Raw genomic sequence first — 22,459 nt, 5'->3', positions numbered from 1 at the left:
GCGAGATGGTTGACTTCAGCGCTGTTGACGCAACGCCCAATATGCCGATATCTACGACTATTATTCGGGATAACGGGGCGGGCGGGACGGTGCGGGGCGTGGGCCATACAAGATCCCTGGGCGGACGTAGCGAAAGGGACTGGCGTAATTTGGTCGACTCCGTAGCCGACAAAGTGTGTGTCCCCTTTCTCGGCGCGGGCGTGAGCCAAGGACTTCCCACCGGTACGGCACTGGCCAAGGATTGGGCGGAACGCATCCGGTACCCGTACCCGGATGTGGATAATCTGGCCGGGGTGATGCAGTACGCGGTGGTGATGGAGTTCCAGCATGACGCGAACCGTCTCAAGCGCGAGCTGGCCAGGACCGTTTTCGCGCAGGCCGCGTTGACCACGGATCAGCTGGATATCCACCACCTGCTGGCCCGTTGTGACCTGCCGCTTTATCTGACCACCAATTATGACGGATTCATGGTGGAAGCGCTTCGGCGTAATGGGAAAAGCCCATCCTGGAACGTGAGTCCGTGGTACTCCTCCGGGGTGGACGATGACGACGAGCGCCGGCCGCCGCTTCCCGAGCGCGAACCCACGAGTCAGCAGCCTTTGGTTTTCCACATCCATGGCCGCTACACCATTCCGCATTCGATGGTGCTGACCGAAGACGACTACATCGACTTCCATGTCAAGCATGTCCGAGACGGCATGCGCAAAGGGCTGACCCCCGCCGACGACCGTTCCTCGATCATTCCGTCGTACGTGCGGGCCCGGCTGCGTCGGGCTCCCTTGCTGTTCGTCGGCTACAGCCTGCGGGACAGCACATTCTGGACGCTGTTCAAGTCGGTCATGCTCGGCCTGCACGACGGCCAGCGCAGCACGCATGTGTGCCTGCAACTGGATCCGGCGATCCGGCGGAAAGCCAGCGTCCGCGACTATCTGGAACGGCGGCTGGGACGCCAGCAGATCCAGATCTTCTGGATGTCGCTGGAGCAATTCACCACCAAACTCGAAGAGCGGCTCGCGGAGGAGAGATGAACGGTTCACCGTACGTCGGTCCCCGTCCGTTCCTCCGGTCGGAAGCCCGGCTCTTTTTCGGGCGCGAGGCGGAGGCGCGCAGCGTGCAGTTCGATTGGCTGGCCGATCGGGTGACCGTCCTGCACGGTTCCGCGGCGGTGGGGAAGACGTCGCTGCTCAATGCCGGTGTGCTGCCGCCGATGGAGCAGGAACTCCAGGTGGTCGCGCTGCCACCCAGCCGGGTCTCGCTACCGGCCCGCCCGCTGGCCGCGCCGCCGCACAACGGCTACGTCTACACCGTGCTGAGCGACTGGGCCGGTGGCGTGCTGCCCCGGCCCGGCAGCACGGTCTCGGAGTTCCTCGCCGACCGGGCGGGCGGCCTGGGACCCGCCGGCCGACTACTCGGAGCGATCGACCAGTTCGAGGAGGTCTTCGCCGCCTTCCCCACCAGGCTGGCCGAGCGCACCGGCCTGCTGAGCCAGCTGGCCGACGCGCTTCGCGCGATTCCCGCGCTCAACCTGCTGCTGCTGGTCCGAGACGATCACCTGGCTTCGGTGACGGCCTGCGAGAGCCTGTTCCGGATGCCCTTCACGTACCGGCGGCTGGACGCGCTCGACGAACCGGCGGCGAGCGAAGCCATTCAGGGCCCGACCAGGGGCACGTCCCACGAATGGGCGCCGGAGACCGTACGCGAGATCATCGACCGGCTGCGCGCCAGCACCTACACCGACCTGCTCGGCAACACCGCCACCATCACCACGCCGCTGGTCGAGCCGTTGCACCTGCAGATCGTCTGTTCCGAGCTCTGGGAAGACCCCGACCAGGCCGCCACGCTCGACGTGCGCCACGCGATCGCACGCTTCTACGAGCGGGCCGTGCGCGCGGCCGCGCTGGAGACCGGGATCTCCGAGGACGGCGTGCGACGGTGGATCGAGTCCGCCTTCATCACCGAGTACGGCACCCGCGGCACCAAACTCCGCGGCCTGGCCAGCACCGCGGACATGCCGAACGCCCTCGCCGACGCCCTGGCCGAACGGCACGTGCTGACGGCACGCTCCCGCCTGCGGAGCACCTGGTATCAGCTCAGCCAGGATCTGATGATCGACGCGGTCCGCCAGTCCAACGCCGCCTGGTTCGCGGTCCCGCGCCCCGCCGAGCCCGAGGAGATCCGCCCGGCGGATTTCGCCGACGCGGCCGAGAGCGCCTTCGGCGCCGGCGATTTTCCCGGGGCCCGGCGGCTGGCGTCCGTCGCGGCGTCCCGGTTCGCGGCCGACGGCGACACCCGCAGGCAAGCCCAGGCGATGGCGCTGCACGGCGAGATCGCCTTGATCGAAGGCGATCTGCGAACCGCCGGAGAGAGCTTCCGGGAGGCGCTCAACGGCTTCGAGTCCCTGGCCGATCAGGTGTCCACTGCGAAATCGATGTCCGCCCTGGCGAGCGTGCTGGCCACCAGCGGAGACCATCAGGCCGCAGCCGACCTGTACCGGCAGGCGGTGGAACGCAACCGCGCAGACGCCGAGGCGCTCCTCGGCTACGCCCAGGCCCTATGGAACCTGGGCTCCCCCGCCGACGCCGAAGCCTTCTTCACCCAAGCATTGGCCACCGGCCGCTCCACCGGCCGAGCCCTGGCCGGCCGCGGCCAGGTCAGAGTAGACCTACGGCTCTACGACCGCGCACTCCTCGATCTCGACCAGGCACTCGGCCACACCCTCGAATCCGAGGACGAGGCTGACGTACATTCGGCCCGTGCCATCGCACTGATGGAACTGGACCGCGCTGACGAGGCACGGACCGCCATTGAACTGGCCCAGCGCCTCGCCCCAGATAGTCCGCGCGTCCAGGAAAGGGCAGCCCGAATCCGCTGATAGGGGTATTCCCGGGTGAGGCTCCGCATAGGAAGGCACCACTCGACCATTCCCTCAGGGAGCTGACATCTTGTCTAGATTCGACTACGGAAAGTAGGCGGTTCGGGTACGGTCGCCCACATGCGGGTCGGAATCTACGTGGACGGTTACAACCTCTATTACGGGGCTCGGGGTTTGTGTGGGCGGGGCACGCCAGGCTGGCGCTGGCTCGATCTTCGTACGCTGGCGGCCGATCTGGTCGCCCGGCGGACCAATTGGCATGGCGGACACGTCGAGCGGATCGTGTACTGCACCGCCCGTATCGATGGAGCGGAGAATCCAGATGGCCAGCGTGACCAGAGCGTCTACCTCAATGCCCTGCGAGCCAGCGGCAGCGTTGATCACATCGAGTTCGGCTACTACGTCTCCCGAGTGAAGTATGCGCCGCTGGCTCTACGGGATCGAACGGGTCGACCTGTGCTCGCGCGCTCCGCCTGGCCGGTACAAGTCTGCGACTCCTCCGGTGCTCCCGTGCCGGACGCTAGCTTCATGATCTCGTACGCCTACCGCGAGGAGAAGGGCTCCGACGTGAACGTGGCCTCACATCTCCTGCTCGACGTCTTTACCGGCGTCATCGATGCTGCGGTTGTCTTCTCCAACGACAGTGATCTGCGTTTTCCCATCGAACAGGCTCGTCAGCGGGTCCCCGTCGGAGTAGTCAACCCCAGCGGAAACTACCTCGCGGGCGCGTTGCGTGGACAGGCTTCCGATGGTGTGGGACGACACTGGTGGTACCAACTGACCGTGGGGGATCTCATGAAGTGCCAACTCTCCGCGATCGTCGGTGCCTACACCCGGCCGCCGGGCTGGTGACGACGATTGGCCGTATGTTTCCGGGCTCACCTGATAGGCTGAAAGCACATACCACCCGGCTCCTTGTGGGCCGGGTTTTCTTATGCTCACTGGCGCAGCCGTACCTGAGCACCGAGCAGACGAAGCCAAGGGACGTGGACCAGCGTATGTAGCCGATGCTGCACACGCGGATGGCGCGCACGGCCATGGATCGGCAGCTCCAGAGGCTGTCCCCACTCCGGTGCAGCTGGACGGTTCGGCGGCGGGTCTGTCTCATCTGGTCGACCCGTCGGTCACCCGGTCGGCCGTCAAGATCGATGGGCCGCGTTCGGAGGCCAAACGCCCGAAGACCGCGTTGCCGCTGGAGGGGCGTTTCGATCCGGTGCCCGTTGCGGTGCGGGTCGACACGTCAAAGTGGGAGACGGCAGCTCCGGATGGTGAGTGGTTCGCCACGGAAGGAGCGCACGCTGATCGGTGGGGCGAGATCCTTAACGGTGATGACAGCACCAGGTCTCTGGCGGATCAACTCCATCACCACGAAGGCAAACTAGACGGAATTGGACCTGCGTATTACGCAGACGCCGAGCAGCTTGAGCAGATAAATCAGGAGATGAGTGGAATCAACGTTTGGCCATGATGCAGCAGATTGAGGAGCCGATGGCGGAGGCCGTGATCCGTTGGCTCGGCCCCGAAGAGGGTGGGCGGCGGACGGGCCCACCCACGGCCGCTGTTTACATGTCCACAGCCACGCTCGCGTACGGGGACGAGAGCGAGGTTCAGCCTGGGTGGCCAGCCTCGGCAGAGGTGTTCAGTGTGTTGATCCAGCGAGTGGAGGTGCTGGATGACGGGCGATGGCGTTGCCTTGTCGGCTTCCTGGTACCCGATCTGGCCCGGCCTTGGCTACATGACGGTGCCCAGATCCTTGTTCTGGAAGGACCTCGTCTTGTCGCGTCGGGACGACTAGTAGCTGTCTTCGTTTGAAGATCCTTCGCGACGACGGCGAGTATGCCGAAGAATCTGAAAATCGTCGTCAGAGCCTGCCTGCCTACCTCACCCACGACCCGGCCGTCGCACCGGTCCCATGATCTGGTTGATGTTCTGCGGCCCGACATACGCGCCATCCTGGTCGCCCGATCATTGGCCCGCCGCAACTCCGCCTCGGCCCTGTCCTTCCCCGACCCGGCCGGACTGGCCCGCAAGACCGCCTACTCCTACGACGCCAACACCAACATCACCACCGCGACTCGCACCACGACTGGGACCGCCCGCACCGAGAGCCTGTCTTTCGAGTACGACTCCGCCGACCAGCCGACCAGATCGATGGTTGAGAACGGTGCCACCGACCTGATCACCACCTGGACCTACGACGACTGCGGCCTGGTCAAGGAGGTCACTCCGCCGTGCGGCAACGAAGCAGGCGCCACTCGCATCGACCACACCACGCTGCTCCGCTACGACGCAGCGGGTCACCTCGTGGAGGGCGAGCAGCCGTCCGGATTCGATGTGCCGGCAGGTTCTCTCCAGGTAGACCGCGGCGTCTACAGCGAGCTCTCGTCTTCGCCGCGAAGCTTCCAGACGACGGGTCGGCTGTTTCGCGCCGTCCTTGGCGCCATGGCACACGGTGCGGATGTCGAATCGGCCGTGCATCAGGAGCTGGAGAAATAGAGGCTTCGCGCGCTCAGCGGAACGAAGGCGTGATGTAGCGGTTCTTCCCGCCCGTCGTTTGCGGGGGTGAGTTCGGTTCAGGTAGGTCAGTGGGCCGAACTTGGTCGGAGTCTACGGCGGTTGATTCGCCGTGGTCGAGGGTGGAGATAGCGGTGATTTGTTGGGGGGCGAGGGTGAAATGGAATATGCGAACGAAAATCCTGAGTACGAGGCGGAACTCCCTACCATCATGAAGGATCCGCGATGGCCTGCCGAGGATGGCTGGAAAAAGATGGAGATGGAAATCAACGGGGTTGAAATTCGCTATGTGTGTAATACTTATACTGGGGAGGTGGCCTACTTCAAGTTCAAGGACAGGATGGACTAAGTTGAGGCTTTCCTGTATTGGAACCACCGGGAGCGATCTGCCTGCTCGTACGCTGGAGGGTTCCGGGAACACGCGGTTCTCGCGATTCAACGTCACCGTTGGGCGCGAGTACGTGGCGAGGGCGATGGCCCTGTGGGCGAACGGGCTGACAGTGCTGATCGTCGATGACAACGATCGGCCGAACTGGAAGCCCATCGAGCTCTTCGATGTGGTCGACGGATCGATTCCCGACGACTGGGAGTTCACGACGGTCGGCATCGAGGGCAGTAGCGTTAGGGCTCTCTGGGGGTATCCCACGTTGATCCGTGATATAGGTCATCATGACGCCCTGGTCGATCGGGATAAAACGGCTTGGCGAATATTTCTCGACGAAACGCAAGGCTACGAATGATTCGGGGGTGGCCCTATGGGATTGGGTGTGGCTCTCGTGCAGTGAGTTGATCATGCGGCAAGAGCAAGTGTGTCGGGGTTGTGCCGATAGCGGGTTTGGTGGACGCGTTCGTATTCCATGAGGGTGTGGAACCGCCAATAATGGTCGAAATCGTCGTTAGTGATGATGGCACAGGATAGGGAGCACGGCGAGGTCCCATATGGGCCTCATCTGTGTTCCCCTCTTCCGGACCACGCGGGCAACTTTCGCTTACACGTGCGATGGGACCCGGACCCAATTCCCGACGACATCCGTCCCGAAAGCACCTGGGACACCGATCCCGACGCTGTCGTCTGCACCACCAACCCCGAGCCCCTCGGCCCGATCGAGGAGATCCTGCCCCGGTCCCACGAGACCAGGGCGAATGGTGCCTCGGCCTACGATGAGGCGCACGAGGAGGCACTGAAACTACATCCCATGTTCAAGAACTATGATCCCGAAGTGATTCAAGAGCATTCTGAATGGTTCAGCGGACCTTGGCGTGATGCTTGGGGGCTCCCGTGAGGATGACGATAGAGAATCGGCGTTATCGTGTGGTCGTCGAACGCGATCGTCCGTCTGCCAGATTCGATGTGATTGACTTTCTTACTTCTACTCGGCCGCGGGAGTCGCGTGATTCGGTCGCACCGATCAGGGCTCTGGTGGAGTTGACGAGGTTCTTTGGCACGGTGCCATACGCAGTGGTCGGTGGCGAATTCACACCAGATCGCGGCGGCTCTCTTGTTATCGACCTACACGTCTCCACGGATGTCGAGACCGATTTGCAGGCCCCAGTGACAAGGGCTGGCCTGCCGATGGAATTCGCCAGGCCGCTTCTCTGCGGCTTGCTGGAGCAGCCGTCCGGATTCGATGTGCCGGCAGGTTCGCTCCGGGTAGACCGCGGCGTCTACAGCGAGCTCTCGTCTTCGCCGCGAAGCTTCCAGACGACGGGCCGGTTGTTTCGTGCCGTCCTGGGCGCCATGGCACATGGTGCGGATGTCGAATCGGCCGTGCATCGGGAGTTGGAGAACTAGAGGCTTTCGCGCGCTCAGCGGAACGAAGGCATGAATCCCGCCTGTCGTCGGGGTGAGTTCGGTTCGGGTAGGTCAGTGGCCGAACTTGTCGGAGTCTACGGCGGTTGATTCGCCTTGGTCGAGGGCGGAGATGGCGGTGATTTGTTGGGGGGTGAGGGTGAAGTCGAAGATGTTGATGTTTTCGTGGATTCGTTGGGGGTTGGAGGACTTTGGGATCGTGACGAGGCCGAGTTCGATGTTCCAGCGAAGGATGACTTGGGCGGGGGTGCGGTTGGTTTCTTTGGCGATGTTGAGGATGACGGGCTGGTTTAGGACGGCGGTGCCCTGGCCGCCGAGGGGGGACCATGACTCGGTCACGATGCCGTGTTCGTGGTGGTAGGCGCGGGACTGGTCGCGGGTGACGGCGGGGCTGAGCTGGATCTGGTTGACGTCGGGGACTACGCCGGTTTCGGAGATGATCCGGTCCAGGTGGGTGGGTTTGAAGTTGGAGGTGCCGATGGCTTTGAGGCGTCCGGCGTCCAGCAGGTCGGCCAGGCCCTGGAAGGCTTGGACGTAGCGGTCCAGCTGCGGGTTGGGCCAGTGGATGAGGAGCAGGTCGGCGTAGTCCAGGCCGAGGCGGTCCAGGCTGGCTTGGTAGCCCTGGGCGGCGAGGTCGCGGCCGTGCCAGTGGCGGTCGAACTTGGTGGTGATGAACAGCTCCTCGCGGGCGATTCCGGAGGCTTTGATGCCGCGGCCGACGCCGAGTTCGTTGCCGTACGCCTCGGCGGTGTCGATCAGGCGGTAGCCGGCCTCGATCGCGGTGGCGACGGCGCGTTCGGTTTGGGTGTTGCCCATGGGGGAGGTGCCCAGCCCGAGCTGCGGCATGTCGGCGCCATGGAGCAGGCGGACGGTGGGCGCTGCGGCGATGGTCACGGGTGATCTCCTGCGTCTGGCTGGCGGGATGGATGCCGACCCGGAATCGAGGGGTCCGCACCCTAACCCGGCAATCTACTTCAGTTCGATTCACGCGTATCCCTGATGCGGCTGGCTCTGACCTCGATAAGAGGGTGCCGACTTGACCAGCGGCTGGCCCAGGCGCGAGACCTGGACGTGGCTCTGGCCCCGATAAGAGGCTGGCGACCCTGGGTTGGGGGACAGGTGGGACTAGGGACATTCCCGGGGTGACGCTTCGCATTGCTCTGCTTACGGTCGAAAGCGGACCTGGCGGTGGAGGAGGGGTAGCGATGCTGGAGGAGAATCCCGCGGAGAACACGGGGCTTGAGGTGGTGGCGGGGGAGTTCCGGGATGAGGCGGTGCGGTTTGTGGCGCGGCGGCTCATTGTGCAGCTGGCGGAAGGGGCCGCTGGCGAGGAGGTCGCCGGCGAGGAGGGGGTCGCGGCGCGGGTGAGTGCGGCGCTGGCGGCGCTGCCGGAGGGGACCACCGTCGTACGGGGGCCCAGCGCGACCGGTCGGCTCGTGGTCTTGTTGCCGGAGGTGGGTTCGGCGGCGGACACGGTGCTGGCGAATGTGGGGGTCGCGGAGACGACGTCCGCTATCGAGTATGTGGAGCCGGACGTCGTTGATCGGGCGCAGATCGTGCCGAATGATCCGAGGTTCGCGCAGCAGTGGGGGCCGACCGCGGTGGGCGCGGAGGCGGCCTGGGATCTCGAGACGGGCGCGGGCAACGTGCTGATCGGGATCATCGACTCGGGGATCTCGATGAGCGCGGACGTGCTCGATCACGACGATCTCCGGGACGCGGCCAGGACCACGCTCGGGACGGACTTCGTGGACGGGGGGACGCCGCGGGATCTGAACGGGCACGGCACGCATGTGGCGGGGATCGCCACGGCGGCGGGCAACAACGCGACGGGGATCGCGGGGATGAACTGGGGGTCGCCGGTCTACATCTGTCGGACCCTGGACGCGAGCGGGAACGGCGGGTCGGCGGACTTCGCGGACGCGGTCGAGGAGATCACCGACTACGCGGTGGCGCGCGGGCTGAAGGCGGTCATCAACTATTCCGGCGGCGGCCCGGCGAACAACACCAAGCAGCAGGCCTGCCAGTACGCCTCCGACCGCGGCATGCTCGTGATCGCCGCCGCCGGGAACGACAACGGAGGGCCGGTGATCTGGCCGGCCGCGTACTCGACGAGCATTCCGGGCGTGGTCGCGGTCGGGTCGACCGATCCGGGTGACGTGATCTCCAGCTTCTCCAACATCGGACCCGAGGTGACGGTCGTCGCGCCGGGCCGGAACATTCTGTCCACGCTGCCGACCTATAGTGTCAGCCCGACGCTGCCGCTCAACTACGGCTCGCTGAGCGGCACGTCCATGGCGACGCCGCTGGTGACAGGGCTGGCGGCGCTGATGTGGAGCAGGCATCCCGGCCACACCAACGCCAAGATCAAGCAGTGCTTGCAGGACAGCGCGGTCAAGCTGGGGGCGGCGGCGTTCGACAACAGCTGGGGTCACGGGCGGGTGGCCGCGCGGGCGGCGCTGACCTGCGGTGATCTCATCATTCCGGTCACCAGGATCGGGCCGTGCCGGAGCCGGATCGTGCTGTGCGAGCCGTCCACGCTCACCATCTGCCGTACCTTCTTGCAGGTCAACTGCCCGTCGAGGCTGCCGATCCTGTGCCAGACGACGCGGCTCGGCACGGGCTGCGTCAGCGGCCTGCGCTGTCCCTCGGTGGTCGACGGCTGCCAGTCGAGCCTGGGCTGCAGGTCGGAGCTGTGCGACCCGAACATCCCCGTTCGTCCGCCGGTCGATCCCGTCCTGCACGAGATCGTGGGACGACTGGAGGAACTGGAGCGCCGCATGTCGGGCGAATCGTCCGCGAGTCAAGGCGATTGGTTCTACGTGGACGACGACGGCGAAGTCCACGAGGTCTGACCCCGATGAGCCTCTCCCGCCGGGCCGTAAGGCTGCTGCTCGACAGCGGCCTGGTGCACGCCGCCGACGTGCACCGCTACGGCCTCAGCGCGCGTGACGTCTCCGAGTCCAACGGTGTCATCCTGGTCGAACTCGGCAACGGCCAGGGCTTCGCCGTCAAGGACGTGGGCACGCCGCGGGAGGGCGGCCAGGGCGAGCCGGAACGGGAGATCGCGCTCTATCAGGTCGCGGGTGGCACTGCCATGCTGCCCCGGCTGGAGCTGCACGATCCCGACGCGGGGCTGCTCGTCCTGGAAGGTGTGATCGCGGCGCGGCGGCTGGATCGGCTCGCCGCGCCGCACGATCCGCTCGACCCGCGCTGGGCCGCGGTGTTCGGCCGCACGCTCGGCGCCTGGCACCACCTGGCGGCCGGCCTGCCCCTGAAACCCGCCCGCCCCTGGCTGCTCGACCTCGACGGCCCGTCCCGCCTCCCGGTCCTGAACCGCCACGAACGCCTCAGCTCCCTCACCGCCGACATCCTCGCCGACCCCGCCCACCGCACCGCCCTCTCCACCGTCGGTACGGCCTGGGCCTGCGACACCACCGTCCACGGCGACGTCCGATTCAGCAACGTCCTCATCCGCCCCGGCGGCGACGCCGTCCTGATCGACTGGGAATCCGCCGGGGCGGGCGATTCCCGCTGGGACGTGGCCGGAGGAATCCAGGAGTACCTCAGCTCCGGCGCCAGCTTCCACCCCCCTTCGACCACGGTCCGCGCTTTCCTCGACGGGTACGCCACCAGCCGACCAGTTGATCTTCCGCACCTGGCCGCCTTCGTGGCCTGCCGCTTGCTGGTACGGGCGCTCCAACTCACCACCTGGCTGGACGACGCCACAACCGAAGTCGCCCGCCACCGGGCACTGGCACGAGAGGTCCTGACGCAGGAGGTGGCTGCGTGATTTATCCGGATATTTCCGTGTGGGGCGGGCGGTCGTGCGCCTCGGCGGACGCTGGAGGTGGCCGTGTGGTTTATCCCGATATTTCCCCACGGGGGAGCTGGTCGGAGGCTTCGGTGGATGTAGGCAGTGGCTGGGTGAATTCTCTCGGCATTCGTGAATGGAAGATCTGGTCTCGGGAGGTCGAAGGATGATTCATCCCGACATTCCCCGCGCGGGGGCGCTGCTGGCGGGCTTCCCTGCCGATAAGCCGGATGTGGAGGAGGCGCTTTACTCCTGGTATCTGGCGATGACGCCGCTTCCCGTGAGGGTAGGTGGGCCTACGCCTGTGGATGTCAACCTGGCTGGGGTTCTCGATGCCGCGCATGCTGACGCCACCCGGTTCGTGGGTGGGTGGCGGGTGGAGTCGGTGGTTGGTATGGGGGGAGTCGTCGCGTGTAAGGGGGAGTTCAGGAGGTATTTGGGGCGAGGGGCGTATGTCGTACCGGCTCGGCCTGGGTTGGCGGCGCGGGAGGGAGATGCGTTGTTGGCGCGGGCGGCTTGGACCTGGTGTGACGCTGAGCATGGGTTTTGGTACACGCGGCAGGGGGTGTGGCCGCCGCCGGGGGCGGATCGGTTGATGCGGACATATCTGAATGTGGCCCCGGATGATGTGCCTCGGGCGGTTGAGGTTCTCACGGGGTTGTTGGGTAAGCATCGTGGGGTTTCGTACCAGCTCAAGACGCCGCTGGAGCATGAGGGGCGGGCTGATGCGATCGTGTTGTATTTGGGTGCGCCTGATGCGGTGGCGCTGGATGGGGAGCTGCGGGCGGCTGTCCGGGAATTGTGTGATGTGTTGCGACCTGCGCGGCCGCGATTCTGTGCGGCGATCGCGCCGGGGGTTGGGCAGGCGGAAGGGTCGCTCGACGGGGACAGTTTTGGCGCGGCGAGGTGTCAGGTGCTTGAGCGGATATGGCGGGAAATGGCGCCTCAGGCGCGTCGTGATCCCACGGTTGTCACTCAGGCGATCGTGAACGGGTTCAAGGCCGCGGGAATCGATCCGATTCGTCCTCACCTGCTGGAGGCCTCCCCGTGATCGCGGAGAAACTGGTCAAAGAGGCGCTGTGGGATGGCGAGCATGCCACCTGGTTCGGCGACGAATGTGTGCCGTCACCTTCCGGCGAGGGCACGGTCGTCTACCGCGCGGTCGACGGCGATCTTTATGGCGGCACGGCGGGCATCGGTCTCTACCTGGCCCGATATGCGGCGATCAGCGGCGACACCGAAGCGGCCCGCACGGCCCGCGGCGCCCTGGCCCACGCCGCCAACTGGGTCAGACGCACCCGCCCGGACGGCGCACTCCTCTCTGGTACGGCAGGCGTCGCCACCGCCACCCTCGAAGCCGCCGAACTCCTGGCCGACGACCGCCTGATGGAAACCGCAACCCGCCTCACCCGCCTGACGTGCCAGCGGATCCCTCAGGCGGTCGACCTGATCTGCGGCCGGGCCGGAACCCTGCTCGCCCTGCTCCATCTGTCCCGAAGCGGCCCCGAAGCCGAACTCGCGGCGACAACCGCCGACACTCTCGCCCAGAGCTTGATCGACGACGCCCGCCCGGGCCCGGTACGCGGCACCTGCTGGCCATCCGACATCGACACACCCCCACTCTGCGGTCTCGCGCACGGCGCCTCCGGCGTTGCCCTCGCCCTCACCGAATGGGGCAAACCAGACGGCCTACGCCTGGCCGCAGAAGCGGCGGACTTCGAACGTGCCTGGTTCTCCGCCGACCAGGGCAACTGGCCTGACCTGCGAGAAAAGCGCTCCTGGCCGATCTACTGGTGTCATGGTGCGCTCGGAATCGGCCAGGCCAGGCTCCGGCAGTACGACGTGACCGGACACCAGATCTACGCCGCCGAGGCCGGGGTCGCGGTGGACGCGGCACTCCGCCTGATCGCCGCCATGGCCAACGGAAAGCCAGATCTGTCCCTCTGCCACGGCCTGTCCGGCGCGATCGAACTCCTCCTCGACGCCGCGACCACCTTCGGCCAGCCAGTGCTCCGCGAGGCGGCCCGCGACGCCGCCGCCATCGCTATCGATCTTGTAGGCGACGGCTCATGGCCATGCGGAATCCCCGGCGGCGACGAGAACCCGAGCCTGTTCCTGGGCCTGGCCGGAATCGGCACCGCCTTACTCCGAGCCCAGCACCCCCAGATCCCTTCCACCGCACTCGCCTATGCTGGAAGAACCATGACAACCCGTGTGATCGTGCAACTCAGCCGTTCCCCGGACCCCGAGGACCTACGCCTCCGCGTAGACCGCCTCCGCGCCGCCGTCCCCGGCTGCCAGGTAGAACGAGTATCCCCACACGGCCGCGCCCTCCTCCGCATCCCTCCAGACGTCGACGTCGATTCAGCCCTGACCACCCTGAACCAAATCGAAGACGTCGAATACGCCGAACGCGACGTCATCGACACCGCCCAGGACTAACGCTGGCTCCAGTGGAGGAGCCAGAAGGTGTCGTCTGTGCCGGATATTTCGGCGAATGGGCGGATGGTTTGGCCGGTGAGGTTGACGATGGTGACGGTCCATGGGTCTGGGGTGTTGTTGAAGATGATGAGGTGGTCCTCGTTGAACCAGGTCCAGAGATGTGCGCCTGTGGGCAGGGGGAAGCGTGAGCGTTCCTCGCCCGTGGTGGTGTCCACCACGCATACCGAGCGGGTGGGTTTGGCGCACAGTGCTGCGGTGAGACGTCCAGATGGGGAGAAACCGGCCGCTGATGGATTGACCACCCGGAGCATGTCTAGGGTGCGTAATTCGCTGCCGTCGAGGCGGTGGAAGTGCAGGCCGTCGGCAGTGGCGGCCATCACGGTGTCATCGGGTGCCCAGCTGAAGTTCTGATAGCCGTCCAGATCGAGGGTGACGGTCGTCGACGTTCTGGCCAGCATGTCCACGATCGCGAATCCGCGCACCTTGTCCTCCTGGTGCAAGGTCAGCAGCAGCCGCCGATTATCGTCCGCCCAGACGGGCTGCCGAATCAGCATCGGCTTCGCGACGGTGGGCACCGAGAAACTCGCGCCCGTCTCTCGATCAGTGAACTGCACGTCGTTGGCCGCAGCCCCCACGGTGCTGTTGAACCGGTAGATGGATGCCACGAACCGCCCGTCCGGCGAAACCACCGGATCGCGAAACTCCTCCAGCCGCTCGAACGTCTCCTTCCCCGGCGTCCGCACATACGCGGGCTCCCGCAACATCCCCTCCCTGACCAGGAACGACGCCAGCTTGACGGGATCCGACGGATGCTCGTGAAAGACCGCCTTCAATTCCGGCACCCGAATCTCCCTGGTGTCCCGCGCGGGCGCCCCCGACAGCCGCAACGCGACCGTTGGCGGCGCCACGGCGGGCGGAACCTGCGCCGGGGCCGCGTTCAGCCGCAGCACCGCCACCGTCGTCGCCACCGCCGCCAGCGCGATCCCCCCGGCCACCGCCACCCGCCACCACCGCACCCGCGGCCGCGCCGCCGGACCGGCCCCAAGCAGCCGCAGCAACACCTCTTCCGCCTTGGGCCGCGCACCAGGATCCTTGGCCAGACACTCGGCGACCAGCTCCCGCAGATCACCCTCAAGACCACCCAGATCCGGCTCCGCGTGCATGATCCGATTGAGTACGGCAGGCAGGGTATCCGCCCCGAACGCCGGATACCCCGACGCCGCGAACACCATCGTCGACGCCCACGCGAACATGTCCGCCGCCGGCCCAGGACGCTCATCGGCGAGCTGCTCGGGCGACATGTACGAGGGAGTCCCCAGCGGCCCCGCCGACGTCGCCTCCGCCCCCACCGTGAACGCGATACCGAAATCGATCACCCGCGGCCCGTCCCGGCTCAGCAGCACGTTGCCCGGCTTGAAGTCCCGATGCACCACCCCGGCCTTGTGGATCGCGACCAGCGCCGTCATCGTCCCTGTCGCCAGCCGCCGCAACTCGCCCCCGCGCAGCGGCCCTCGCTCCCGCACCGCCTGGTGCAGGGTCGGCCCGTCCACATACTCGCTGACGATGTACGGCACCCCGTCCGCCGTACCCGTCTCCAGCACCTGCGCGGTGCAGAACGACGCCACCTCCGGCAGCACCTCGGCCTCACGCAGGAACCGGCTCACCGCTGTCGTGTCGGACACCGCGTGCAGCACCTTGATCGCGACCTGCCGCCCGGTCGGCGCGTCCGCCAGGTAGACCACCCCCTGGCCGCCGGCCCCGAGCGTGCGCACGATCGGGTAGCCGCCGATCTCCCTCGGCTCCACGCGGCCTACTTCGGCGTGAAGAACAGCTGGCTGACCCCGCCCTTTTTGCTGTGCAGCTCGGCCAGCACCCGGACCGCCTTCCCGGTCATGTCCACCACCTCGGCCACGTAGGTGTCACCGTCCTTCCGTGCGGTGATCAGATGCGTCTCGTCGAACCAGCCGAGCAGGTTCTGGCCCTCGCGCGCGGGCACGCTGCCGCGCCGCTCGCCGGTGCCCGCGTCCCACACGCAGGCGGCGAATTTCGTCTCGCAGCCGGTGGTCACCAGCAGGTCGCCGGACGGCGAGAACCAGTCCTGCCCCGAGACCCTGCCCACCCAGTGCAGGCTCCGCAGCACCCGTCCATCGGTGTCGAACAGCCGCAGGCCGAACGTCTCCAGGGGGGTGAGGTAGGCGGAGGCGACGCCCTGCCCGTCGGGGGTCCACGTGTAGGCGGCCATGGACTCGGTGCGGAGGTTCGCGGGCAGCGTGAGGAACTGGGCGATGTCGTCGCGGTTGAACGTCTCGACCACCGTGGTCGTGCGGGCCACGGGGTCGATCTTCATGAAGCCGTTCGGGTAGGTCTTGTCGGAGTCTTCGGTGTACCAGAGGCTCAGCAGCAGGGTGCGACTGTCGGGGGACCAGACGGGGTAGTGGGCGGTGATCGGGGAGTTCACCGTGGGCAGCGTGAAGGTGGCGTTGCTCTTCCGGTCGGTGAACGTGATGTCCATCTGGTTCTGCCGCGCCAGGTAGAACTCGTTCATCGTGGCCAGCCAGCGGCCGTCGGGGGAGAGCACCGACAGGTCGTAGTGGTCGCCCGTCTTGGTGTATCCCTGGCCGGTTCTCGCGTACGGAATGCGTTGGTCGTCCGCCGTGGTGATCTGGAACGACGAGAGCTGGATGGGGTCGTCGGGGTGCTCGAAGACGGTGCCCACGTCGTCGGGCAGGCTGATCGCCGACAGGCCGGTCGTCGGGATCGGGGTGGGGGGACGGACCGAGGGAGCCGACGCCACCGGCGTAGTGGGGGTGGGGGCGGCGACCGTGACCGTCCGGGGGGTGCGCGGGGTGGCGAAGTAGCCGGTCGCCCCGGCCACCAGCGCGAGCGCCACCGCGCCGCCGATCAGCAGCGGCAGCCGGGAGCGGGTCCGCCGGATGGGGGACGGGGCGGTCCGGGGCGCGGTGCCGTCCGGGATGGCCGTGTCCAGGGTGCCGGAGTGGCCGAGCAGGCGGAGCAGCGCTTCCTCGGCGGTCGGCCGGTCTTCTGGTTCCTCGGCCAGGCAGTCGGCCACCAGGTCGCGCAGCGGGCCGGTCATCGGGCCGAGGTCGGCCGCGCCGTACGAGCGGCGGCGGTCGGCGTCCGCGTCGAAGGGCGGCCTGCCGGTGGCGGCGAACACGACTACGGCCGCCCAGGCGAAGACGTCCGCGGCGGGGCCTTCCTCCTCTTCCGGGCGGCGCCACCGGTCCTCGTCGAACGCGGTGACCGGCCGGGTCCGGTCGGGGTTGAGCAGGCGGGGGCCGTCGGAGCCGAGCACGACCTTGCTGGGCCGTACCCGGCCGTGGTGGAGGGAGGCGCGGTGCAGGGAGGCGAGCGCGGTCGCGGTGGCGATGGCCAGGCGGTGCAGGGCGGTGCCGGTCAGCGGGCCGCGATTGGCGATCTCCTCCTCCAGGGTCGGGCCCTGGACGTATTCGGTGACCACGTAGTCGCGGCCGACGTCCAGGATGTGCGCGGTGCCGACGGCGGCGGTTTCCCAGATCCGGGCCACCGCGTCCCTGGCCCTGCTGTCCATGGGCCTGGTCAGCCGCCGCAGCACGACCTGCTCGCCGGTCGGGGACTCGGCCAGGAAGACGCGGTCGTCGGCCAGCCGGGCGACCAGGTTGTAAGGCCCGAGCCGCTCCTGCGGTTCCAACGGGAGAACGGGGGACATCGTGGGTCAGCTCCTGGTGTAGTACAGCAGCAGATCATCGGTGTCGTCCTTGGCGGAGATCTCGGCCAGGACACGGGGGGAACGGCCACGCAGGTCCATGGCCACGATCTTGTGTGTCTTCTCGCGCGGGTCGGCCACGATCAGGTGGGCGTCGTCGTACCAGCCGCTCAGGAAACTGTCTTCGTAGAAGATGCCGATGGAGGCCAGGCGCACGCCGGTCGCGCTGTCCCACACGCAGAAGGTGCCGCCGCTGGGGCAGTACGTCACGAAATGCCGGCCGGAGGGGGAGTACATGCGGCGCCCGTACATCTCGCCGACCCAGTGCATGCTCTTTCGTTCGGCGCCGTCCAGGCCACGGAACCGGACCCCGTGGCCGGTCTTGCCGTCGCGTTCCGGCTGGTAGCCGACCGCCACGCCGGCGCCGTCGGGCAGCCAGGCGTAGCCGACCTCGCCGCCGGTGGTCTCGTCGTCGGTGTCCACCAGGGTGGCCCGCTGGGTGGCCATGTCGATCAGCACGAAACCGGACGGCTTCCCGTCGCTCAGGGCGGTCAGCAGGAGCTGCTTGCCGTCCCTCGACCAGGTCGGGCGTTCGGTCGTTCCGTAGGGTTCGAGCGAGACGGTGAACGGCCGGTCGCCGGTGAACGCGACCGCGGCGGGAGTGAAGACGGCCAGCGTGCGGCCGTCGGGGGAGAGCACCGGTTCGCCGTTCTTGCTGGGAAGTTTGGTGAACTCGCCGAGAGGGCCGTTCCTGACGTAGGTGTCCTCGCCTTTCCGGTAGGCGGTGAGCGTGGTCACGTCGGACGGGTGCTCCAGCAGCGTCATGTCCACGCCGGGAACCTTGACGCGGGAGGTCGGCTCGGGCGGCGGGGTGGGTTCCGCGGAGGCGGAGACCGTGCTCACCCCGGGGGCGGTGGCCGCGCTCGCCACGCGCGTCGTCACGGGGGTGGTGGAGCGGGCGATCACGTGCCCGCCGCCGCCCGCCAGCACCACGATCGCGACCGCCGCCGCGCCGATCAGCAGCCCGAACCTGCGCGGCTGCTTCGGCGGTGGGGGCGCCGGCGCCGGTGGGGGCGTCGGGATGTCGTCGCGTTCGATGGTGAGCGGCGCGTGCCCGACCAGGCGCATCAACGCCTGGCTCGCGGTCGGGCGGGCGCCGGGCTCCTTGGCCAGGCAGTCGGCGACCACCTCCCTAGGCGGCTCGGGTAATCCGGATAAATCCGGTTCGCCGTGCAGGACCTGGTTCATCGTCGCGGATGGGGATCCGCCCTCGAACGGGGATCTGCCCGTCGCGGCGAACGCCATCATGGCCGCCCACGAGAACATGTCGGCCGCCTGGCCCGCCGGTTCGCCGCGGAACTGCTCGGGCGCCTCGAACGCGGGCGAGCGCACTTTCTGCGTGGTGTAGGCCCGCACCCACTCCTCGTCCTTGGCGGACTCGTCCACCGCCCTGGCCAGCCCGGCTCCGGTGACCCGGGGACCGTCAGGCCCCAGCAGCACCGCCGCCGGTCGCAGCGCGCCGTGCGCGTCACCCGCCTGATGCACGGGAACCAGCGCGGTCATCGTGGCGATGGCCAGCCGGTGCAGCGCGGCCCCGGTCAGCGGCCCGTGCTCGGCGACGTGCGCGGCCAGCGAAGGGCCTTCGACGAACTCGCTCACCACGTACGGCATGCCGCCCGACGTACCCGCGTCGACGATCGAGGCGGAATGGTAGGCCGGGCCCGACTGGAGGTTCTCGATCCTGGTGAGAAACTCGTCCGGGTCGCGCAACCTGGTCTTGAACAGGGTGATGGCGACCCGTGCCCCGGCCGGTGAGGTCGCCGCGTACACCGTGCTGTGGTCATCCTCCGCGAGCACGCTGGTCAGCGAGTAATCCCCTATACGTTCCGGCATTACCGACCGTCCTCCGATCACACGGTAGGCGGATAAGTATGTCGGAAGAATGCCGGTATTTCAGGACAGTATCCTTCCGGCCTTCGTCCTTGATCGGCGTTGTCTCACCTGTTAGACAAAGTCAGCGGTTGCTTACCCTGCTCCTGAAGGGTTCCCCCATGCAAGAGTCGGTCCTCACCACCATTCTGCTTCCTGCCGCGCTCGGCCTCATCATGCTCGGCCTGGGTTTATCCCTCGCCGTGGCCGACTTCAGCAACGTCCTGACCCGCCCGAAAGCCGTGGCGATCGCCTTGTTCGCCCAGGTGATCCTGCTGCCCGCGATCTGCTTCGGGCTGGTCAGCGTGCTCGGCCTGGACCCCCTGCTGGCCGTCGGCATGATGCTGCTGGCGGCCTCCCCCGGCGGCACCACCGCCAACCTCTACAGCCACCTCTTCGGCGGTGATGTGGCGCTCAACATCAGCCTCACCGCCGTCAACTCGGTGCTGGCGGCGTTCACCCTGCCGGTCGTGGTCAACCTGTCCCTGGACCACTTCGTCGGCGGCACCCAGGACATCGGCCTGCAAGCCGGGAAGGTCCTGCAGGTCTTCGCGATCGTGCTCATCCCCGTCGCCGTCGGCATGCTCATCCGCCGCTGGCGACTCGAGTTCGCCGACCGCATGGAGAAGCCCGTCCGCATCCTCTCCGCCGTCGTGCTGGCCGCCGTCATCGTCGGCGCCATCATCCAGGAACGCGACCGCATCCTCGACTACCTCGCCTCCGTCGGCCTGGTCGCCCTCCTGTTCAGCGCCATCAGCCTCACCATCGGCTACTGGCTCCCGCGCCTGTTCCAGGTCGAACGCCGCCAGGCCATCGCCTCCGGCATGGAGATCGGCATCCACAACAGCACGCTGGCCATCACCATCGCCCTCAGCCCCACCCTGCTGAACAACTCCACCATCGCCATCCCCGCCGCCGTCTACGGCGTCCTGATGTTCCTCACCACGCTGGTGTTCGGCTATGCGGTCCGCCGCGGCAGCGAGGTGGCGGTGTCGTAGCGCTCACCGGACGGGCATGCCGGCGCCGATGAGGCCTGCCGCGACCATCTCCGCGTAGAGCCGGGCCAGCGCGGCCACGGCGGTGGTGTCCTGCGTGAAGGTGGTGAGCAGACCGGCGGCCAGCATCTCCTGGGTGAGCTGGTCCAGTGGCGACTGCGCCGCGACACCGTTGAGCGCGGGCGCGAGCGCGCGCATCGCGTCGGGCAGCCCCGCTCCTGTTCGGTACGGGTCGCCGAGGTTCAGGGGCGTACAGCTGGATTTGAGGATGTCGAACAGGCGCTCGACCCGCCGGGCGTCCCTGGTTCTGTACTGGCCCTGGAAGTCGCCGTGATGGGCCACGATCAGCGCGGCCAGGCCGGTGACGTGCGGAGCGGCCATGGAGGTGCCGTCCCAGGCCGCGTACTCGTCCGGGGGGATCGCCGACAGGATCGCCACGCCTGGGGCGCACAGGTCGATCTCGGGCCCGAAACAGGTGAACGCGGGGGAGAAGTATCCCTCGGCGGTTTGCGGTGGGCGGATCACGTCGGCGTGCGCGCTGTCGGAAGGAAACGTGTCGGTCCTGCCGATCGCCGCCACCGCGAGCACCGTGGGCATGTTGCCGGGAAAGTTGACCGGCCCGCCGTCGTTTCCGGCCGCGACGATGCACGCGACGCCCGCGTTGCGGGCTTCTTCGAGCTTGGCCGCGACGAGCGGGGAGAACTCCTTGGTGCCCAGGCTCAGGTTGATGACATCGATCTCCTTGTCGATGCAGTAGTCCAGCGCCTCGATGAGATCGCTGAGCCGGCCGCCGGGGAAGATCTTGCAGGCGTGCACCTCCGCCTCGACGGCGAAGCCGACGATGCCCCGGCCCGTGTCGGCGCCGGTGACGATCCCGGCGCAGTGGGAGCCGTGATGGACGGTGTCGACCTTCCACCCGGTTTGCTTGCGATCGGACAGGTCGACTCCGGCGTTCACCCGGCCGGCCAGGTCCGGGTGATCGACGTCGGCGCCCGAGTCGACGATGGCGATCTTGGCGCCCGCCCCGCGGAAGTTCGGGGGCAGCCGGTGCAGCTGCATGGCCTGCTGGCCCCAGCCGAACACCTGCTTGTCGGGGAAGTCGGGCAGGGTGTCCGAGAGTTTCTTCAGGACGATGAGATTGTCGCCGTTCTTCTTCAGGGCGGGCCGGACGGCCAGCTGGCTCCAGTGCCCGCCCGCCGGTTTCACCTGCACGCTGGCGATGGACTCGGGCGTCTCCCCGGTCATCGTGACCGTGCCCCGGCCATCCGGTCCCGTGACCACCTGGGCGGGCCACAGGTAGCCGTTGACCAGGATGGAGGCGTCGGGAATGGGCTTGCCGTCGGTGTCCATGACCAGGAAGGTGAAACTCGCGTCCACGCCGACCGGCAGGACCAGCTGGTGGCGGGCCTCCCGGCGCGGCGTCTGGGACACGGCGGTGTAGGTGAGCAGGCGGTCGCGCTCGATGTGCACCTGGGGCAGCTGCCGGCTCAGCGCCGCCGCGTGCTCCTGGGTCATGTCGGCGACCGTCACACCGCCCAGCGACACGCCGCCCACGGCCAGCGTGCCCATCCGCTCCGGTGCCTCCACCCGCCTGCGTACCTCCACCTTGGGGTCACGTTCCAGCAGATCGTGCAGGGCCGCGGCGTCCAGATCCGGGGCCGTGATGCCTTTCGCCTGCAGGTACGGCTGGGGCAGCACCGCCGCCATATAACGCCGAGCCCGCTGTTGCACCGGCTCCTGCTTCGCCCTGGCACGGGAGGTCGGACGGGGTCGTGGCGGCTTGTCCGCGTTCCTGGCATTACCGTTGCCGCTCATGGCGTCTCGATTCCTGTCGGTGGGTCAGAACAGCTCGATGGGGGCGTCCGGCTCGATCGTCAGGCGCGTCCCGTATTGCGCCTGGAGGGCGCCGGCGCGGGCGGGGGGCATGTCCACGGCGAGGAGGCTCGGCCGGTCCGGTGGGCCCACGATCCGCCGGATCGTCACCTCGGGATCGTCGCGGAGCTGCCCCGCCAGCTCCGCGAGCAACGACGGGTCCGGACCGCCGATCATGTACGGCACCCGGCCGGGGTCGTATGGCCCGGTCACTGTGTCGGCAGGTAGGGCTGGCCGCCTCTGCCGATGAAGTCGGCCACCTGCTGGATCTGTGCCAGGCACGCGTCGAAGTGGCCGTTCCGGTACAGGCGCACGGCCTCGACTGCCAGGGGTACGGCGCCGGTGTACTGGGGCGCTTGCGGGAGGACCGCTTGCAGCCATCCGTACAGCCGTTGCAGTGCCGCCGCGCACTGCATCTGCGCCGGTCCCGCCGGCGGCGCGCCCATGCCTGGTACGGCGGTTCTCATGTCCGGCCACTGTCCCTGGCCGACTGTCGGTCCCATGTCGT

20 protein-coding genes are annotated in these 22,459 nt (G+C 67.5%); 13 read left to right on the top strand and 7 right to left on the bottom strand.

The window, feature by feature from the left end:
- Positions 1 to 149: 149 nt before the first annotated feature.
- The 8 genes from Amac_RS39680 to Amac_RS39645 all read left to right on the top strand — a co-directional run bounded on the left by Amac_RS39680 (position 150) and on the right by Amac_RS39645 (position 7,178).
- Complete coding sequence (locus Amac_RS39680; RefSeq protein WP_170322896.1) at positions 150 to 1,028, top strand: SIR2 family NAD-dependent protein deacylase; 879 nt, start codon at positions 150 to 152, stop codon at positions 1,026 to 1,028.
- The gene (locus tag Amac_RS39675) at positions 1,025 to 2,872 is read left to right on the top strand and encodes a tetratricopeptide repeat protein (RefSeq protein ID WP_155359577.1); all 1,848 of its coding nucleotides are present in this window, start codon (positions 1,025 to 1,027) and stop codon (positions 2,870 to 2,872) included. The genes Amac_RS39680 and Amac_RS39675 overlap by 4 nt, the downstream gene beginning before the upstream one ends.
- A gap of 120 nt (positions 2,873 to 2,992) precedes the next feature.
- Positions 2,993 to 3,724: an NYN domain-containing protein gene (locus Amac_RS39670; RefSeq protein WP_155359576.1), complete on the top strand. Its 732-nt coding sequence runs from the start codon at positions 2,993 to 2,995 to the stop codon at positions 3,722 to 3,724.
- 220 nt (positions 3,725 to 3,944) lie between these two features.
- Positions 3,945 to 4,340: a hypothetical protein gene (locus tag Amac_RS39665; protein ID WP_155359575.1), complete on the top strand. Its 396-nt coding sequence runs from the start codon at positions 3,945 to 3,947 to the stop codon at positions 4,338 to 4,340.
- Positions 4,341 to 4,708: 368 nt separating this feature from the next.
- Positions 4,709 to 5,368, top strand: a complete 660-nt coding sequence (locus Amac_RS39660; protein WP_155359574.1) for a hypothetical protein — start codon at positions 4,709 to 4,711, stop codon at positions 5,366 to 5,368.
- Positions 5,369 to 5,498: 130 nt separating this feature from the next.
- Complete coding sequence (locus tag Amac_RS39655; protein WP_155359573.1) at positions 5,499 to 5,735, top strand: mafB; 237 nt, start codon at positions 5,499 to 5,501, stop codon at positions 5,733 to 5,735.
- A 124-nt stretch (positions 5,736 to 5,859) separates the two neighbouring features.
- On the top strand, positions 5,860 to 6,126 hold the full coding sequence (locus Amac_RS39650) for a hypothetical protein (RefSeq protein ID WP_155359572.1): 267 nt from the start codon (positions 5,860 to 5,862) through the stop codon (positions 6,124 to 6,126).
- Between the two features lie 572 nt (positions 6,127 to 6,698).
- Complete coding sequence (locus Amac_RS39645; RefSeq protein WP_155359571.1) at positions 6,699 to 7,178, top strand: hypothetical protein; 480 nt, start codon at positions 6,699 to 6,701, stop codon at positions 7,176 to 7,178.
- A 72-nt stretch (positions 7,179 to 7,250) separates the two neighbouring features.
- On the opposite strand, the gene Amac_RS39640 is transcribed toward Amac_RS39645, so the two are convergent.
- Positions 7,251 to 8,090 carry an aldo/keto reductase gene (locus Amac_RS39640; RefSeq protein WP_246269011.1) on the bottom strand — a complete coding sequence of 280 codons (840 nt, stop codon included), beginning with the start codon at positions 8,088 to 8,090 and terminating at the stop codon, positions 7,251 to 7,253.
- Between the two features lie 311 nt (positions 8,091 to 8,401).
- On the opposite strand from Amac_RS39640, the gene Amac_RS39635 reads away from it, so the two are divergent.
- The 4 genes from Amac_RS39635 to Amac_RS39620 all read left to right on the top strand — a co-directional run bounded on the left by Amac_RS39635 (position 8,402) and on the right by Amac_RS39620 (position 13,452).
- Positions 8,402 to 10,051: a S8 family serine peptidase gene (locus Amac_RS39635; RefSeq protein WP_155359570.1), complete on the top strand. Its 1,650-nt coding sequence runs from the start codon at positions 8,402 to 8,404 to the stop codon at positions 10,049 to 10,051.
- Between the two features lie 5 nt (positions 10,052 to 10,056).
- The gene (locus tag Amac_RS39630) at positions 10,057 to 10,989 is read left to right on the top strand and encodes an aminoglycoside phosphotransferase/kinase family protein (RefSeq protein ID WP_155359569.1); all 933 of its coding nucleotides are present in this window, start codon (positions 10,057 to 10,059) and stop codon (positions 10,987 to 10,989) included.
- A 157-nt stretch (positions 10,990 to 11,146) separates the two neighbouring features.
- Entirely contained in the window at positions 11,147 to 12,061 is a 915-nt protein-coding gene (locus tag Amac_RS56765; protein ID WP_307729819.1) for a T3SS effector HopA1 family protein, read from the top strand.
- Positions 12,058 to 13,452: a lanthionine synthetase LanC family protein gene (locus Amac_RS39620; RefSeq protein WP_155359567.1), complete on the top strand. Its 1,395-nt coding sequence runs from the start codon at positions 12,058 to 12,060 to the stop codon at positions 13,450 to 13,452. Before Amac_RS56765 ends, Amac_RS39620 begins: the two co-directional genes overlap by 4 nt.
- On the opposite strand, the gene Amac_RS39615 is transcribed toward Amac_RS39620, so the two are convergent.
- The 3 genes from Amac_RS39615 to Amac_RS39605 are packed head-to-tail and all read right to left on the bottom strand — an operon-like array spanning position 13,449 to position 19,048.
- Positions 13,449 to 15,257, bottom strand: coding sequence for a serine/threonine protein kinase (locus Amac_RS39615; RefSeq protein ID WP_155359566.1), 1,809 nt, complete (start codon positions 15,255 to 15,257; stop codon positions 13,449 to 13,451). The genes Amac_RS39620 and Amac_RS39615 overlap by 4 nt on opposite strands.
- A gap of 5 nt (positions 15,258 to 15,262) precedes the next feature.
- Positions 15,263 to 17,158, bottom strand: a complete 1,896-nt coding sequence (locus Amac_RS39610) for a protein kinase family protein (protein ID WP_155359565.1) — start codon at positions 17,156 to 17,158, stop codon at positions 15,263 to 15,265.
- A 6-nt stretch (positions 17,159 to 17,164) separates the two neighbouring features.
- Positions 17,165 to 19,048 carry a serine/threonine protein kinase gene (locus tag Amac_RS39605; RefSeq protein WP_155359564.1) on the bottom strand — a complete coding sequence of 628 codons (1,884 nt, stop codon included), beginning with the start codon at positions 19,046 to 19,048 and terminating at the stop codon, positions 17,165 to 17,167.
- Between the two features lie 38 nt (positions 19,049 to 19,086).
- Between Amac_RS39605 and Amac_RS39600 the strand changes: the two genes are divergently transcribed.
- A complete protein-coding gene (locus Amac_RS39600; protein ID WP_344447911.1) occupies positions 19,087 to 20,082 on the top strand; it encodes a bile acid:sodium symporter family protein in 996 nt (331 codons plus the stop codon).
- 3 nt (positions 20,083 to 20,085) lie between these two features.
- Here the strand turns inward: Amac_RS39600 and Amac_RS39595 are convergent, their stop codons facing one another.
- The 3 genes from Amac_RS39595 to Amac_RS39585 form a co-directional block, all read right to left on the bottom strand.
- Positions 20,086 to 21,810, bottom strand: a complete 1,725-nt coding sequence (locus Amac_RS39595; RefSeq protein WP_170322893.1) for a S8 family serine peptidase — start codon at positions 21,808 to 21,810, stop codon at positions 20,086 to 20,088.
- A 108-nt stretch (positions 21,811 to 21,918) separates the two neighbouring features.
- On the bottom strand, positions 21,919 to 22,164 hold the full coding sequence (locus tag Amac_RS39590) for a hypothetical protein (protein ID WP_155359561.1): 246 nt from the start codon (positions 22,162 to 22,164) through the stop codon (positions 21,919 to 21,921).
- Positions 22,161 to 22,454 (bottom strand): hypothetical protein, encoded by a 294-nt coding sequence (locus Amac_RS39585; RefSeq protein ID WP_155359560.1) that lies wholly within the window; start codon positions 22,452 to 22,454, stop codon positions 22,161 to 22,163. Before Amac_RS39585 ends, Amac_RS39590 begins: the two co-directional genes overlap by 4 nt.
- Positions 22,455 to 22,459 lie beyond the last annotated feature (5 nt).

Source organism: Acrocarpospora macrocephala (genome assembly GCF_009687865.1).
Taxonomy (GTDB): domain Bacteria; phylum Actinomycetota; class Actinomycetes; order Streptosporangiales; family Streptosporangiaceae; genus Acrocarpospora; species Acrocarpospora macrocephala.
This window is presented reverse-complemented; position numbering and strand designations above follow the sequence as displayed.

Coding starts and splice junctions, on each gene's coding strand:
- Amac_RS39675 (WP_155359577.1), top strand. CDS start 1,025: ATGAACGGTTCACCGTACGTCGGTCCCCGTCCGTTCCTCCGGTCGGAA.
- Amac_RS39670 (WP_155359576.1), top strand. CDS start 2,993: ATGCGGGTCGGAATCTACGTGGACGGTTACAACCTCTATTACGGGGCT.
- Amac_RS39660 (WP_155359574.1), top strand. CDS start 4,709: ATGCCGAAGAATCTGAAAATCGTCGTCAGAGCCTGCCTGCCTACCTCA.
- Amac_RS39650 (WP_155359572.1), top strand. CDS start 5,860: ATGGCCCTGTGGGCGAACGGGCTGACAGTGCTGATCGTCGATGACAAC.
- Amac_RS39635 (WP_155359570.1), top strand. CDS start 8,402: ATGCTGGAGGAGAATCCCGCGGAGAACACGGGGCTTGAGGTGGTGGCG.
- Amac_RS39630 (WP_155359569.1), top strand. CDS start 10,057: ATGAGCCTCTCCCGCCGGGCCGTAAGGCTGCTGCTCGACAGCGGCCTG.
- Amac_RS56765 (WP_307729819.1), top strand. CDS start 11,147: ATGGAAGATCTGGTCTCGGGAGGTCGAAGGATGATTCATCCCGACATT.
- Amac_RS39610 (WP_155359565.1), bottom strand. CDS start 17,158: ATGTCCCCCGTTCTCCCGTTGGAACCGCAGGAGCGGCTCGGGCCTTAC.
- Amac_RS39605 (WP_155359564.1), bottom strand. CDS start 19,048: ATGCCGGAACGTATAGGGGATTACTCGCTGACCAGCGTGCTCGCGGAG.
- Amac_RS39600 (WP_344447911.1), top strand. CDS start 19,087: ATGTCGGAAGAATGCCGGTATTTCAGGACAGTATCCTTCCGGCCTTCG.
- Amac_RS39585 (WP_155359560.1), bottom strand. CDS start 22,454: ATGGGACCGACAGTCGGCCAGGGACAGTGGCCGGACATGAGAACCGCC.